This is a genomic window from Bradyrhizobium lupini, assembly GCF_040939785.1.
In the GTDB taxonomy this organism is placed as follows: Bacteria; Pseudomonadota; Alphaproteobacteria; order Rhizobiales; family Xanthobacteraceae; genus Bradyrhizobium; species Bradyrhizobium canariense_D.
The window spans coordinates 4,910,674-4,923,697 of the sequence record NZ_CP162553.1 but is presented as its reverse complement, the minus strand read 5'-3'; the positions used below and the strand labels follow the sequence as shown (position 1 = coordinate 4,923,697).

General features: G+C 64.0%; 15 protein-coding genes. 7 read left to right on the top strand and 8 right to left on the bottom strand.

Features of this window, described 5'->3' with window-relative positions:
• Positions 1 to 7: 7 nt before the first annotated feature.
• Positions 8 to 841 carry an SDR family oxidoreductase gene (locus tag AB3L03_RS23370; RefSeq protein WP_204512321.1) on the top strand — a complete coding sequence of 278 codons (834 nt, stop codon included), beginning with the start codon at positions 8 to 10 and terminating at the stop codon, positions 839 to 841.
• Positions 842 to 1,036: 195 nt separating this feature from the next.
• Here the strand turns inward: AB3L03_RS23370 and AB3L03_RS23365 are convergent, their stop codons facing one another.
• On the bottom strand, positions 1,037 to 1,843 hold the full coding sequence (locus tag AB3L03_RS23365; RefSeq protein ID WP_018453618.1) for a lytic murein transglycosylase: 807 nt from the start codon (positions 1,841 to 1,843) through the stop codon (positions 1,037 to 1,039).
• Positions 1,844 to 2,346: 503 nt separating this feature from the next.
• Here AB3L03_RS23365 and AB3L03_RS23360 point away from each other — a divergent pair.
• Entirely contained in the window at positions 2,347 to 2,583 is a 237-nt protein-coding gene (locus AB3L03_RS23360) for a hypothetical protein (protein ID WP_007614643.1), read from the top strand.
• A gap of 18 nt (positions 2,584 to 2,601) precedes the next feature.
• On the opposite strand, the gene AB3L03_RS23355 is transcribed toward AB3L03_RS23360, so the two are convergent.
• From AB3L03_RS23355 to dnaG, 3 genes are all read right to left on the bottom strand, one after another.
• A complete protein-coding gene (locus AB3L03_RS23355; protein WP_368509068.1) occupies positions 2,602 to 2,979 on the bottom strand; it encodes a DUF393 domain-containing protein in 378 nt (125 codons plus the stop codon).
• 209 nt (positions 2,980 to 3,188) lie between these two features.
• Complete coding sequence (gene rpoD / locus AB3L03_RS23350; protein ID WP_368507096.1) at positions 3,189 to 5,339, bottom strand: RNA polymerase sigma factor RpoD; 2,151 nt, start codon at positions 5,337 to 5,339, stop codon at positions 3,189 to 3,191.
• A 377-nt stretch (positions 5,340 to 5,716) separates the two neighbouring features.
• On the bottom strand, positions 5,717 to 7,729 hold the full coding sequence (dnaG, locus tag AB3L03_RS23345) for a DNA primase (RefSeq protein WP_018453614.1): 2,013 nt from the start codon (positions 7,727 to 7,729) through the stop codon (positions 5,717 to 5,719).
• 161 nt (positions 7,730 to 7,890) lie between these two features.
• Between dnaG and AB3L03_RS23340 the strand changes: the two genes are divergently transcribed.
• Complete coding sequence (locus AB3L03_RS23340) at positions 7,891 to 8,454, top strand: chlorite dismutase family protein (protein ID WP_368507095.1); 564 nt, start codon at positions 7,891 to 7,893, stop codon at positions 8,452 to 8,454.
• Here the strand turns inward: AB3L03_RS23340 and AB3L03_RS23335 are convergent.
• Together AB3L03_RS23335 and AB3L03_RS23330 are read right to left on the bottom strand one after the other, a co-directional pair.
• A complete protein-coding gene (locus tag AB3L03_RS23335; protein ID WP_018453612.1) occupies positions 8,451 to 8,849 on the bottom strand; it encodes a gamma-glutamylcyclotransferase in 399 nt (132 codons plus the stop codon). The two genes, AB3L03_RS23340 and AB3L03_RS23335, sit on opposite strands and share 4 nt — an antisense overlap.
• Before the next feature lie 45 nt (positions 8,850 to 8,894).
• Positions 8,895 to 9,806 carry a transglutaminase family protein gene (locus AB3L03_RS23330; RefSeq protein WP_018453611.1) on the bottom strand — a complete coding sequence of 304 codons (912 nt, stop codon included), beginning with the start codon at positions 9,804 to 9,806 and terminating at the stop codon, positions 8,895 to 8,897.
• A gap of 91 nt (positions 9,807 to 9,897) precedes the next feature.
• Here AB3L03_RS23330 and AB3L03_RS23325 point away from each other — a divergent pair, with 91 nt between their 5' ends.
• Positions 9,898 to 10,704 (top strand): N-formylglutamate amidohydrolase, encoded by an 807-nt coding sequence (locus AB3L03_RS23325; protein WP_247296173.1) that lies wholly within the window; start codon positions 9,898 to 9,900, stop codon positions 10,702 to 10,704.
• Between the two features lie 11 nt (positions 10,705 to 10,715).
• Here AB3L03_RS23325 and AB3L03_RS23320 read toward each other — a convergent pair whose 3' ends face one another.
• Positions 10,716 to 11,336 (bottom strand): LysE family translocator, encoded by a 621-nt coding sequence (locus AB3L03_RS23320; RefSeq protein WP_085384410.1) that lies wholly within the window; start codon positions 11,334 to 11,336, stop codon positions 10,716 to 10,718.
• Positions 11,337 to 11,447: 111 nt separating this feature from the next.
• Between AB3L03_RS23320 and AB3L03_RS23315 the strand changes: the two genes are divergently transcribed.
• From AB3L03_RS23315 to AB3L03_RS23305, 3 genes are read left to right on the top strand one after another with little or no spacing between them, the layout of a single operon-like run.
• Positions 11,448 to 11,762 carry an ArsR/SmtB family transcription factor gene (locus AB3L03_RS23315; protein ID WP_368509067.1) on the top strand — a complete coding sequence of 105 codons (315 nt, stop codon included), beginning with the start codon at positions 11,448 to 11,450 and terminating at the stop codon, positions 11,760 to 11,762.
• The gene (locus tag AB3L03_RS23310) at positions 11,755 to 12,225 is read left to right on the top strand and encodes an SRPBCC family protein (RefSeq protein ID WP_204512327.1); all 471 of its coding nucleotides are present in this window, start codon (positions 11,755 to 11,757) and stop codon (positions 12,223 to 12,225) included. The genes AB3L03_RS23315 and AB3L03_RS23310 overlap by 8 nt, the downstream gene beginning before the upstream one ends.
• Positions 12,222 to 12,734: an SRPBCC family protein gene (locus AB3L03_RS23305; protein ID WP_247361000.1), complete on the top strand. Its 513-nt coding sequence runs from the start codon at positions 12,222 to 12,224 to the stop codon at positions 12,732 to 12,734. The genes AB3L03_RS23310 and AB3L03_RS23305 overlap by 4 nt, the downstream gene beginning before the upstream one ends.
• Before the next feature lie 18 nt (positions 12,735 to 12,752).
• On the opposite strand, the gene AB3L03_RS23300 is transcribed toward AB3L03_RS23305, so the two are convergent.
• On the bottom strand, positions 12,753 to 12,977 hold the full coding sequence (locus AB3L03_RS23300) for a hypothetical protein (protein WP_007614662.1): 225 nt from the start codon (positions 12,975 to 12,977) through the stop codon (positions 12,753 to 12,755).
• Positions 12,978 to 13,024 lie beyond the last annotated feature (47 nt).

Sequence of the window (13,024 nt, the reverse complement as noted above, 5' to 3'; positions counted from 1 at the left end):
GATCATCATGACTGCAATCCGCGGCGCCGCCGCTATCACCGGAGCGGCAAGCGGCATCGGCCGCGCACTGGCGATCGAGCTTGCACGGCGCGGCTGCGATCTCGCGCTCGCCGATCGCGACGAGCCCGGGCTGAAGACGCTCGCGGCCGAGATCGGCGCCGCAAGCAAGCTCAGCCTGCATCGCGTCGATGTCAGCGAGCCCGACGACATCGCGCAATTCGCGCGTGAGGCGGCCACCGCGCATCCCGCACTTGGCATCGTCGTCAACAATGCCGGCGTTGCACTGATGGGATCGTTCGAGGAGATCGACCAGGCGCAGATGGACTGGCTGTTCGACATCAATTTCTGGGGCGTGGTGCACGGCACGCGCGCCTTCCTGCCGCATCTGAGGACGAGGCCAGAGGCGCACATCGTCAATTTGTCCTCGATCTTCGGCATCATCGCCCCGCCGGGACAGTCGGCCTATGCCGCGGCGAAATTCGCGGTGCGCGGCTTTTCCGAGAGCGTGCGGCACGAGCTGGCCATGGCGGGCAGCCCTGTCAGGCTGTCGGTCGTGCATCCTGGCGGCGTCGCCACCGCCATCGCCCGCAACTCGCGCACCGGGGTCGGCGTCACCGACAACGCACGCCGGTCGCAATCGATCGAGCGGTTCGAGAACGCGGCAAGGACCACGCCCCGGGACGCCGCGCTGCGCATCATCAAGGGCATCGAGAGAAACGAGCCGCGCATCCTGATCGGCAACGACGCCCGCTTCATGGATCTCCTGCAGCGCTTCCGCCCGGCAACGTACTGGGCGCCGTTGCAGCGCAAGCTGGAGAGGATGGCGAAGGGGACGGAGTGAGGGGCGCCGTCGAATTAAACCGTCGTCCTGGCGAGCGTTCACGGACCTCTCCGTTGTCATTCCCCGCGAAGGCGGGGAATCCAGTACGCCGCAGCCTCTCCGTATTCTCGCGCGGTCTCTGGAATACTGGATCGCCCGCCTTCGCGGGCGATGACACCAAGTATGTGCGCGAGTGCTCCGTCTCTTTGGCTCCCCTCACTGCCCCGCCAGCCGATCGGCAAAATACCCGATCGTCTTGCGATAGATCACCGCCCTGTTCCATTCGCGCATGGCCTCGAAATTGGCGGTGCCTTCGCTGTAGGGCTGGCCCATCTTGAAGCCGCTGGTGTGGAGCAGGTTCGCGGTCGAGGCGAGCACGTCGGGGACGCTGTGGCGGAGATCGACGTGGCCGTCGCCGTCGAAATCGACGCCGTACTTGATGTAGGAGGACGGCAGGAACTGGGTCTGGCCGATCTCGCCGGCATAGGCGCCGATCAGGTCGCGCAGCGGCAGGTCACCGCGCTGCACGATCTTCAGCGCCGCGAGCAGCTCGCCCTGGAATAGCTCGGTGCGGCGGCAGTCATGCGCGAGCGTCGCCAGCGTGCGGACCACCGGCAGCTTGCCGATGTCGCCCTTGCCGAAATCGCTCTCCAGCCCCCAGATCGCAACCAGGATATAGCGGGGCACGCCGAACTGCTGCTCGATGCGTGAGAGCAGCGCGGCATGGCGCTGCAACAGCGCCTTGCCGCCATTGATGCGGCCGGGGCCGACGCGGGTCGAGACATACTGCTCGAAGCTCTTGTTGAAGGTGTAGCGCTGGCGCCGGTCGAAGGCGAGCACCGCGCCGTCCTGCTGCACGCCGCTGAGCGCCGCGCTGGTCACGCTCGCCGAGACGCCGGCGGCCTGCGCTTCCGAGGCCATGCTGGCGACAAAGCTGTTGAAGTCGCCGCCGCAGCGCGCGGCTTGCGCCGATCCGCCGGCCAGACAGGCGATGAAGGCGATGGCCAAGGCGTATTTCGACATTCGGATGAATCCTACAGGGAATGGGCGGGAGAGCGGCGCGCGATCATGCCCGGGAACCAGATTCGCGTCAAAGCGGCAAATCCTCACCAGAACCAATCGCATCCTGGCTCGACGAATGAAGTCCGATGTCGCGACCACTGCATATCTCATGCGCTCGCTGCGGCATCGCAGCGCCAGCGATTTGCCTTGCCATGGCATGGCGCCGGTTATAACATTCTATTCTAGGTTGTCGCCCCGCCAGCCCCGGGCGACGCTGAAGACCAAAATAAACGGCGGGCTTCGCGGCCCGCCGTTTGTTGAGGCAAGGGTGAGGCAAGGATCTCCTAAGGAGCGCATCGGGTTTTACGAAGCGTTGGACTCTTCCGCCCGACATCGAGGCGCCTCGTAAATGGGTTCGTCGATCGATCGCGCAGCTGGTTCTGCCGCTGCAGGGTCCGCGCCCAGCCACCGGAAACCTGCCAAAGTCATTTGACTATGGCCCCCTGATCGACGAAAAGCCGGCCATGGCCAAAAAACCCGGAACCAATCCCAAGGGCGAATTCGCCTTTTTCAACGTCTTCTATGAAGACGGCTCACAACGCTCCAACCGGCGCGTGCCCGCCGAATTGCTCGGCGGCCTCGACGGCGACGAGCCGGCCCGCGCCTATATCATGGAGCAGGACCGCGAGATCGCCGAAAAATCCGGCCGCCCGGCGCTTGAGATCAAGAACCTCGAGCGGGTCGGCGCGAAGAAGAAATAGGTCGACCCAGGCAGGCGCTCACCAGCGCCCGCTCCGCCTGTTCCAGGCAAACAGCAGATCGGCAAACCGGTTATAGAAGAACCGGGTGAACGGCAGCGCCACGCGATTGCCGAACAACTCCGCAAGCCGCCCCTCCCCCGGCGTCAGGCCCCACAGCGCAACCGCGACATCCGCGCCGACGATGAGTTGGCCGGCCTCATCGGTCGCATGCAGGCGGCGCCTGACGTCGTCGAGCGTGGCGCCAAAGTGCGCCAGCGCATCGGGCTGCTCGTTGATATCCCTGAATTGGATCGTGCCCGCGCGCACCAGCGCCAACAGCTTGTTGCGCTGCCAGTCGATGCCGGCATCGCAGACAGGGCAACGGGTGTTGTACCAGACGGTGAGGTGAGCCGGCATCATCGAAGCATAGATGTCGATCTGTGCGACGTCGAGGCTGGAGCCATCCACCCGGAATTCCAGAATCGATGCGCCTCTCTCGTCGGATGTATATTCGATTGGAAAAGCATGAGCCTCTTTGGGCTGAACGCTGTCGAACTAGGCATGAACGAAAACGGCGGGCTTTCGCCCGCCGTTCTTGTTTCAACAGCCAAGTGGCGGCGTTTGAACTAGTTATCCAGGAACGACCGCAGCTTCCGCGACCTTGACGGGTGCTTCAGCTTGCGCAGCGCCTTCGCTTCGATCTGACGAATACGCTCTCTCGTCACCGAGAACTGCTGGCCGACTTCTTCCAGCGTGTGGTCGGTGTTCATGCCGATGCCGAAGCGCATGCGCAGCACGCGTTCTTCGCGCGGGGTGAGCGAGGCCAGCACGCGCGTGGTGGTCTCGCGCAGGTTGGACTGGATCGCGGCGTCGATCGGCAGGATCGCGTTCTTGTCCTCGATGAAATCGCCGAGATGTGAATCCTCTTCGTCGCCGACGGGCGTCTCCAGCGACAGCGGCTCCTTGGCGATCTTGAGGACTTTTCGGACTTTCTCCAGCGGCATGCCGAGCTTCTCGGCCAATTCCTCAGGAGTGGGCTCGCGGCCGATCTCGTTGAGCATCTGGCGCGAGGTGCGCACGATCTTGTTGATCGTCTCGATCATGTGCACGGGGATGCGGATGGTACGCGCCTGGTCGGCGATCGAGCGGGTGATCGCCTGCCGGATCCACCACGTGGCGTAGGTCGAGAACTTGTAGCCGCGGCGATACTCGAACTTGTCGACCGCCTTCATCAGGCCGATGTTGCCTTCCTGGATCAGGTCGAGGAACTGCAGGCCGCGATTGGTGTATTTCTTGGCGATCGAGATCACGAGACGGAGGTTGGCTTCCACCATCTCCTTCTTGGCCTGGCGGGCTTCGCGCTCGCCCTTCTGCACCGAGTGCACGATCTTGCGGAACTCGATAATCTCCAAGCCGGTCAGCGCAGCTAACTGATGCACCTCGTGGCGGAGGTCCTTGATGCGGTCCTTCTCGTGATGGACGAAGTTCTTCCAGCCCTTGGCCGACAGCTTCGAGACACGGTTGAGCCAGCGCGGATCGAGCTCCGAGCCGGTGTAGTTGCGCAGGAAGTCTTCGCGCGCGACGCCATGGCTGTCGGCAAGGCGCATCAGGCGGCCCTCATGCGAGACGAGGCGCTTGTTGATGTCGTAGAGCTGCTCGACGAGACTGTCGATACGCGCCTGGTTCAGGCGCAGCGACTTCACCTCGACGATGATCTCGTCCTTGAGCTTGCGGTATTTGCGCTCCTGGTGCGGCGAGAGCGAGGGCCCGTGCGAGGTGCTCTCGAGCTGGTTCTGGATGTCCTGCTCTTGCAGCTTGCGCAGCTTCTTGTAGCTGTCGGCGATCTTGTCGAAGATCTCGACGACCTTCGGCTTGAGCTCGGCCTCGATCGCCGCAAGCGACATCTGGTTCTCGAACTCGTCGTCCTCGTCCATGTCGGCTTCGGCGGCGGACTCCGCGGGATCCTTCGCGGCGTCGCCGGCATTGCCGGGCGCAGGCGCGGCGCGGAACGGGGTCGGCGCCGGCGGTGCGGCGGGCGGCGCGACATGCGCCGGCGCGGCGCCGGTAGCCTGGCCGCCTTCGGCCGACGCTTCACCGGTCTCGCCGTTCGGACCGGCGATCATCGCATTGTTCATGCCGGCCTTGGCGTCGGGCCCAGCATAGGTGGCTTCGAGATCGATGATGTCACGAAGGAAGATCTTTCCTTCGTTGAGCTCGTCGCGCCAGATGATGATGGCCTGGAAGGTCAGCGGGCTTTCGCACAGCCCTGCGATCATCGCCTCCCGGCCGGCCTCGATGCGCTTCGCAATCGCAATTTCGCCTTCGCGCGACAGCAGCTCGACGGTGCCCATCTCGCGCAGATACATGCGCACGGGATCGTCGGTGCGCTCGCCCGGCTCGCTCTTCTTGACCTCGGTGACGGCCTTCTGGGTGACTTCGACGAGCTCGTTGTCGGTCTCGTCCTCGCCGCCCTCGTCCTTGTCCTCCTCGCCTTCGCTATCGTCGGCTTCGGTGACGTTGATGCCCATGTCCGAGAGCATGGACATGATGTCCTCGATCTGCTCGGGAGAGGTCTGGTCGGACGGCAAAACTTCGTTGAGCTGATCGAAGGTCACGAAGCCGCGCTTCTTGGCCTGCTTGATCATCTTCTTCACGGCCGCGTCGGACAGATCGAGCAACGGCGAGGGCGCGTCCTGGGAGTCCTTCTCCGGCGCGTCCGCTGCCTTGTCGTCTTTTTCCTTGTCCTTCGCCTGCAGCGTCTTTGCCTTGGTGGCCATCCATTGCTCCTAAACGCGTTTCACACAGACGTTCGCCGCGCCCGCGTGAAATCACTTGAACCTGTTGCTCGATGCTCTCGCTTCGTCAGATCTCGACACGGAAAGGGCGGCGCGGACCTCTTGTCGCCACCCCCGACCTTTCACTCGCCGGATTTGCCTAACGCTTCGTAGAGCCTCTTTGTCGCAGCGGATGCAGGTGTAGTGCCAACAGCAATTGCGCGGATTCATTCCTGACGCGTCTGTTCTGCCTGCGGCCGCCTGGTGGCCAAAGTGCTACAAGACCGTTAAGCCTCGATTAACCCTGTTTTTGCCGCCAAACCTCGGATTTGGCGAGTCTTTTAGCGGTTCCGGTCCCGGCCGTCCGCATGATTCTTTCATCACACGCTCTTCTGGAACCGGCCCGACAGCTCGCCAAAACCCTCGATCAGGGCCTCGGTGCCGTCGACTTCGCCTATCCGAGCCTTGACGTCGCGCAGCCACGCCATGTTGGCCTCGCTGGGATCTTCCCCCAAGGCCAGCTCGGCGTCTTTCAGCTCTCTAAGTAGTGAATGGTACTGCCGATGCAAGGCGACCAGCTGATGCCAGGTGGAGAGAACGTCGTCCCGTGCGGCGCCCTCGCGGGCGCCCCACACCGCCGCGGTCGTGATGCCGCCCTCAACCCTTTGAAGGGCCTGAGAAAATCCACCCTTCTCGAGGTCGCTGCGCATCTTCTCGGCGAGCTCGCCGGGGTCCGGCGAATGGTGATGGTCGTTGGCGAAGGCGGCGATGATGCCGGCCCGGAGCTTATGGACCTCGGGATGGGCCAGCTCCAGGGCCGCGACTTCCTCGAGATGATCGTGGAGGAGCCAGGGGTGGTTGATCAGGATTTGCAGGATCAGGGCCTCCCGGCGGGAGATGGCGCTGCGTTGGCCGCGCATGATCGGGCTTGCCGCCAGCTGCGCGCTCGCCGCCTGATAGGGCCCGGAGGGCAGCTGGATCGGGCCGGGCGGGCCGCGGCGGCCACCAAATCCCTGACCGCCGAATCGATTCGCGCCTCCCCCACCGCGGGGCTGGAACTGGCGACCGCCGGGCCCGGGGCGGAAATTGCCACGGCCGGCGCCAAAGCCGCCGCGCCCGCCTTCGGGGGCAAAGGCACGCTGGAGCCGCTCGGCAAGATCCTGCCGATAATAGCGCCGCACCACCTCGTCGCGGATGCCGTTGGAGAGCTCCTTGATGCGCGCCTCCAGCGCGGCGCGGCGCTCGGGAGTGGCGAAATTGCCGCCTTCGAGCTCGCGCGACCAGATCATCTCGGCGAGCGGACGCGCCGCCGCGATCACCTCCTCGATCGCGCCGCGACCGCCGGAGCGCACGAGGTCGTCGGGGTCCTGCCCTTCCGGCAGCAGGGCGAAGCGCAGACTCTTGCCGGGCGCGAGGAAGGGTAAGGCGAGATCCGCGGCACGATAAGCGGCTTTCTGGCCGGCGCGGTCGCCGTCGAAGCAGAGGATCGGCTCGTCCGCCATTTTCCAGAGCAGCGCGAGCTGGTTTTCAGTGAGCGCGGTGCCGAGTGGCGCCACGCTGCCGGCAAAGCCCGCGGTGACCATGGCGATGACGTCGACATAGCCTTCGACCACGATGAGGGGGCTGCCGTCATGGGTGGCTTTGCGCGCGGTCTGGTGGTTGTACAGATTGTCGCCCTTGTGGAAGAGCGGCGTCTCCGGCGAGTTCAGGTACTTGGCCGGAACGTCCTTCTCCAGCGCGCGCCCGCCGAAGGCGATGACGCGGCCGCGCAGATCCGTGATCGGAAACATCACGCGATCGCGGAAGCGATCATAGGGCACCGGGATGTCGTTGCCGGCCACCAGCATGCCGGTTTCGACCATGTCGTCGACGGAGACGCCGAGCTTGCCGAGATGCTCTTTCAGCGCAAAGCGATCAGGTGGCGCATAGCCCAGCCGAAACTGCAATTGCGTCGCCGGCGAGATCGCGCGGTCGGCGAGATAGCCGCGCGCCTTGGCGCCGACGCGAGAGGCCAGCGTCTCGGCAAAGAACTTGGCGGCGAGATCCATGACGTCATGCAGCGAGCGGCGCCGCTGCTCCTGACGCGCCGCATCCGGTGTCACCGCTGGCAGCGGCAGGCCCGCCATATTGGCGAGCCGCTCCACGGCCTCCGCGAACGGCAGGCCGTCGGTCTCCATCATGAAGCTGATGATGTCGCCGTGCTTGCCGGAGGAGAAGTCGTGGTAAAAGCCCTTCTGGTCGTTGACGTAGAAGGACGGCGTCTTTTCCTGCTGGAACGGCGACAGCCCCTTCCACTCTCGCCCCGCCTTCTTCAGTTTGACGCGCTTGCCCACGACTTCGGAGACCGAAAGCCGGGCCCGAAGCTCGTCGAGGAATTGGGGCGTGAAGCGCATCAGGTTGATTTCTGGGGTGAGTCGGGCGTTTTGCCAACGAATAGGCATATAAGGATGCCCCCGGGAAATACGATGCACTTAGGGCTTCTCCCGGCTATTCACAGGTCGAAGATTCGACGGAAAGCTTGAACCCGCCCCGGTTCCACGCTTCCATGGGGGCCATGTTCAGGACCTTCCGAGGCGGCCAGAGCGGGGGTTGGCGCATCACCTCGATTTCGCCGGTGACGGGCGAGCCCCTCGCCTTCATGCCAACGCTGTCGGTCACCGACAGCGAGGCCATCGCGTTGCCGCTGGTGCCCTCGCGCAATGCCTGGCGCCTGGTCGGTGTCGCGAGCAGCTTGCGCTACACCGAGCGCCCGGAGAAGCAGCATCTCACTTCCGTGCAGGCCGGCCTCGGCCGGCTGGAAGCAACCAGTGGGGCGCTGATCCCGATCCGCAAGTCGCAGGCCTGGTGGGATCTGACCCAGGAAGAGCGCCGCAGGATCTTCGAGGACAAGTCGCATCACATCGCGAACAGCCTGCGCTTCCTGCCTGCGATTGCGCGGCAGCTCTATCATTGCCGCGACCTCGGCGGGCCCTTCGACTTCCTGACCTGGTTCGAATTCGCGCCTGCGCACGCCTCGCTGTTCGAGGAGCTGGTCGCGATGCTCAGGCGAACCGAGGAGTGGAGCTATGTCGAGCGCGAGGTCGACGTGCGCGCAGTGAAGGAAGTGCTGTCGGGCTAGAGCCCAAGAAAGCGGCCGGATTCGATGCGCGGCAGATCGGTGACGGGCCAGTTGTAGATGTAAGTCCAGGCCGGTGCCGTCACCCCGTCTGCACCTGTCACGTCGACCAGCTGGCGCAGATATTCGGTCGGCTCCGGAAAGCCCTCGCCGCAGGCCTCGTACATGTCGAGCTCGCGCAAGAGTTCGTCGGGCACGCGCAGGTGAAAGAGTTCGCCGTGGACGCGGTCGGACGGCACATCGGAGAGCAGCAGCCCCGGATAATGCTTCACCAGAACGAGCCGGCCGCGGCAGGTCGCTTCACCCAGAAAATCCGCGTGGCCCGCAAGCAACCGCGCCATCGGATGGTCGAAGCCGCGCATCAGCGTGCCGTAGACGAAGAGACGATTGGAGGTCATGGCCTTCTATAACCATCAATCGGCAGCGTGCAAATCGCAGCGGATCTACAAAACCTCCGCCTCGAGTGTCTCGCCGCTGCATTGCTCGTCCGACACCACCCTGATGGTCACGTCCATGGCGTCGAACGCGCCGGCAGGGCCGATATAGACGCCGTGCAGCGGGATTGCCTGGCGCGGATCGCGGGCGACCGCGACGCGGATGAGGTCGCGGGTGCCGACGATGCCGTTGGTCGGATCGAACTCGATCCAGCCCGCGCTGGGCAGGTAGACCTGGACCCAGGCATGCGTCGAACCGCCGCCGACATGGCGCTGCTCGATATCCTCCGGCAGGAAGATGTAGCCGGAGACGAATCGTGCGGCGATTCCGAGATGACGCAGCGCCTCGATCATGAACAGAGCGTAGTCGCGGCAGGTTCCGCTACCGGACTGCAAGGTGTCGAGCGGATGCTGCGTGCCCAGCTCGTGGCGCTTGCGGTACTTGAACCGCTCGCGGATACCGTGGGTCATGCCGCTCAGGATCTTGAAGGTCGGCGTCGGCGCGTCCTCGTCGAGAAAGCCGCGCGCCCATTCCGCGATCTCGCCATCGGGATCGGTATATTGCGGCGTGATGTAGTGGACGAGGTCGGGAAACTCCTCATCGTCATACGCGAAAGGATAGAAATAGGCCGAGTCGTCCGGCGTCAGCGCGAACTCCTCGACCGGATTGTGCTCGACGGTGACGTGCCAGTCGAAGATCAGCGCGTCCGCGCGCTCGTCGAAATTCGCGATCGCGACGGAATTGCCGAACACGTCGTGGATCCAGTGCAGCGACATCGGCTCGGGCGATATCTCGAGCCTGGAGTCGAGCACGCGCAGATCATGCCCGTCGCGCGGCCGCAGCATGATCCTGTGTTCGCCGAACGCCACGGGGCGGGTGTAGCGATATTCGGTCTTGTGATGAATCGTCAGCAACGGCATCGTCAGGCAATCATGGTGATGTCGGGCGGACCAATCTATAGCAATCCCGCCCGATTCTTCGGGGTGACTGCTGTTTCATTAGGCAATCAGGATGGCTTTAGACACAATCGGGGCGACCAATCAACTCCTCAGCGAGGGTGACGTCCCCCCGGTGCACGAGGTGAATGCGCAAGGGACATCGCCTTTTTTGCTCACCTCGGACCACTACGGAAGGGTCCTGCCGGCTGCGCTTGGCGATCTTGGCGTCGCCGAGAACGAGCTGACGCGGCATATCGCCTGGGACATCGGCATTGGGGGCGTCGCCGACCGGCTGGCAGAGATGCTGGGCGCACATCTGATCGCCCAGCGCTATTCGCGGCTGGTGATCGACTGCAACCGCCCGCCCGCCGCCGTGAGCTCGATTCCCCTGATTTCCGAAGCAACCGCGATCCCGCGCAACGAGGGAATTTCGGAGCAGGAGCGCAAAGCGCGCCGCCGCGAGATTTTCGAGCCCTATCACCGGCATATCCATGCCGCGATCGACCGCCGCGTGCACGACAAGCGGCCGACGGTGCTGGTGTCGCTGCACAGCTTCACGCCCGTTTACGCCGGCGTCGCGCGTCCCTGGCACATCGGCGCGCTCTACAATCGCGACACCGTGCTGCCGCAGCTGCTGCTCAGGCATCTCCGCAGCGAGAGCGATCTCGTCGTGGGCGACAACGAGCCCTATGCGGTGAACGACCTCACCGACTACACCATCCCCGTGCACGGCGAAGCTCGCGGCCTCGTCAATACCGGCATTGAGATCCGCCAGGATCTGATCGCCGACCAGTCTGGCCAGCAACAATGGGCCGAGCGGCTGGCGCGGATTTTTGCAGAGATCGAGGTTGAACTGCGGGCGGAAAGGCTGGTCGATTAGCCCGACGGCGGTTATTTCGCCCTGGTCAGCGCCAGCCAGATGCCGCCGCCGATCATGAAGCCGCCGGAGATGCGCGACATCATGCGGGTGCGGCGAGCCGAGAAGAACTTCCGGGCCCGCCCCGCGGCGATGGCGTAGAGCGCGTCCGTCATCACCGCAGTGACCATGAAGGTGGCTCCCAGCAGCGCGACCTGCGGGAAGTGGTCGCGGTTCATGTCCATGAACTGCGGGATGAAGGCGCCGAAGAACACCAGCACCTTCGGGTTCGACAGCAGCACCAGGAAACCTTGCAGGAAGAATCCGCCGCGCGGCGGCGCCGGCGGCTCATCCACATTGACGCCCTCGACCGGCGCCCAGATCAGCTTGATGCCGAGCCAGACCAGATAGGCGGCGCCGGCAAAGCGCACCCAGTCGAACCAATACCCCATGGTCGCCATCAGCGAGGTCAGTCCGACCGCGACGATGCCGATGACGATGGCGAGGCCGGCCTGCGCACCGGCCACATTGGTCAGCGCCGCGCGCGTGCCGTGGCGCAGCCCGTTGGCGATAACGAGGGTGACGATCGGCCCCGGCAACAGCGCGAGCGCGATGCAGGCGGCAAGGAAGGCGAGATAGGCTTGCAGAGACATCATGGGGAGGACTCGCTGGGAGCGGTTTGCGGCATTAATGCATGGCGAGGGCGGGAACGGAAGTCACGACCTTGCGCTTGACATGCAATCATTTGGTTGCCTATTATCGCCGCCATGGATGAGGTCTTCAAAGCGCTCGCCGATGCGTCACGACGGTCGCTGCTCGACAGACTTCACGCCAGGAACGGCCAGACGCTGAACGAACTCTGTGAAGGCCTCGCGATGACGCGCCAGGCCGTGACCAAGCACCTTGCCATTCTGGAAGAGGCCAATCTGGTCACGAGCATCAGGCACGGCCGCGAGAAGCTGCACTATCTCAATCCGGTTCCGATCCATCAGATCGGCGAACGCTGGATCAAGAAATTCGAGCGCGGCAAGCTCGCCGCACTCGGCGAGTTGAAACGCCAGTTGGAGAAGCGTGATGAGTAAGCCGCAATTCGTCTATGTCACCTACATCGAGACAACGCCAACGAGGCTGTGGGAGGCGCTGACATCGAGCGAGTTCACCAAGCAATACTGGTTCGGCGCCGAGGTCAGGTCCGACTGGAAAATCGGCTCCCCTTTCGCGCTGCTGCTGGACGGCGAGACCACCGATTCCGGCGAGATCCTCGAAGCCGATCCGCCGCGGCGGCTGTCTTACAGCTTCAAGCACCAAAAATACGAGGAGCTGCGCGGTGAGCCGATCTCGCGGGTGGTCTTTACCATCGAACCGTTCGGCTCGCTCGTGCGTTTGACGGTGCTGCATGACGGCTTCGTCGAAGGCGGCAAATATTTCGGCGCCGTTTCCAACGGGTGGCCGGCGATCCTGTCCGGGCTCAAGAGCCTGCTGGAAAGCGGCAAGGTGCTGGCCATTCCGCACGCAGCCCTCAACAAGGGATTCGATGCAAGATGAACCTCGATCGGTTCAAGCCGCTCACCGTCTACACGATTTACATCGCCGCGACGCCGGACCAGGTGTGGGAGGCGCTGACCTCCGCCGAGTTCAGCCGCCAATATTTTTCCGGCTTTGCGGTCGAGATGGAGCCAAGACTCGGCGGCAAATTCGTCGTGCGCGCGCCTGATGGCTCGGAACACATTTCGGGCGATGTGTTCGAATACGATCCGCCGAACAAGCTGACGGTGACGTGGAACGTCAACTGGCCCGACCTCGTCGCAAAGCTCGGCGCGACGCTTGTCACTTACGAGATTGAACAAGCCGGCGAGGCCGTCCGCCTCACCGTGAGCGAACGCCACGACCGCCCGCTCAGCGACGACATCCTTTCCGGCGGCCGCACCGGCTGGCCCGCAATCCTGTCGGGGCTGAAGAGCCTGCTGGAAACGGGCAAGGCGCCGCAGATCAAGATGGCGCCGCCGGCGCAGATGCTGGAAGCGTTGAAGGCGATGGGTATCAAGACGCCGTAGCGGGCGAACTCCGTGTCGTCATCGCTTCTTCTTCACCGGAGGCGGATTGATTTCGTCGATCTTGCGACTGCAATCCGCTTCCGAGTCGTGCGGGCCCGAGACAAAGGTCCCACTGACCTTGATCGCGTACCAGCCCGACTCGACGCCGAGCCGGAGCGCTTCTTCTGTCTTGACGTGCCGTGGCGAGAGAGCTTGCATCGGTTGAGTTTGCATCGGGTGCTTTCGGTTGGCGTTCGATCTCATGATCGATCGCGGTGAAACCTTCAGGTGTCCGCGGCACGCGCCTGCCG

Coding starts and splice junctions, on each gene's coding strand:
- AB3L03_RS23370 (WP_204512321.1), top strand. CDS start 8: ATGACTGCAATCCGCGGCGCCGCCGCTATCACCGGAGCGGCAAGCGGC.
- AB3L03_RS23365 (WP_018453618.1), bottom strand. CDS start 1,843: ATGTCGAAATACGCCTTGGCCATCGCCTTCATCGCCTGTCTGGCCGGC.
- AB3L03_RS23360 (WP_007614643.1), top strand. CDS start 2,347: ATGGCCAAAAAACCCGGAACCAATCCCAAGGGCGAATTCGCCTTTTTC.
- AB3L03_RS23355 (WP_368509068.1), bottom strand. CDS start 2,979: ATGCCGGCTCACCTCACCGTCTGGTACAACACCCGTTGCCCTGTCTGC.
- rpoD (WP_368507096.1), bottom strand. CDS start 5,339: ATGGCCACCAAGGCAAAGACGCTGCAGGCGAAGGACAAGGAAAAAGAC.
- dnaG (WP_018453614.1), bottom strand. CDS start 7,729: ATGCGCTTCACGCCCCAATTCCTCGACGAGCTTCGGGCCCGGCTTTCG.
- AB3L03_RS23340 (WP_368507095.1), top strand. CDS start 7,891: ATGTTCAGGACCTTCCGAGGCGGCCAGAGCGGGGGTTGGCGCATCACC.
- AB3L03_RS23335 (WP_018453612.1), bottom strand. CDS start 8,849: ATGACCTCCAATCGTCTCTTCGTCTACGGCACGCTGATGCGCGGCTTC.
- AB3L03_RS23330 (WP_018453611.1), bottom strand. CDS start 9,806: ATGCCGTTGCTGACGATTCATCACAAGACCGAATATCGCTACACCCGC.
- AB3L03_RS23325 (WP_247296173.1), top strand. CDS start 9,898: ATGGCTTTAGACACAATCGGGGCGACCAATCAACTCCTCAGCGAGGGT.
- AB3L03_RS23320 (WP_085384410.1), bottom strand. CDS start 11,336: ATGATGTCTCTGCAAGCCTATCTCGCCTTCCTTGCCGCCTGCATCGCG.
- AB3L03_RS23315 (WP_368509067.1), top strand. CDS start 11,448: ATGGATGAGGTCTTCAAAGCGCTCGCCGATGCGTCACGACGGTCGCTG.
- AB3L03_RS23310 (WP_204512327.1), top strand. CDS start 11,755: ATGAGTAAGCCGCAATTCGTCTATGTCACCTACATCGAGACAACGCCA.
- AB3L03_RS23305 (WP_247361000.1), top strand. CDS start 12,222: ATGAACCTCGATCGGTTCAAGCCGCTCACCGTCTACACGATTTACATC.
- AB3L03_RS23300 (WP_007614662.1), bottom strand. CDS start 12,977: ATGAGATCGAACGCCAACCGAAAGCACCCGATGCAAACTCAACCGATG.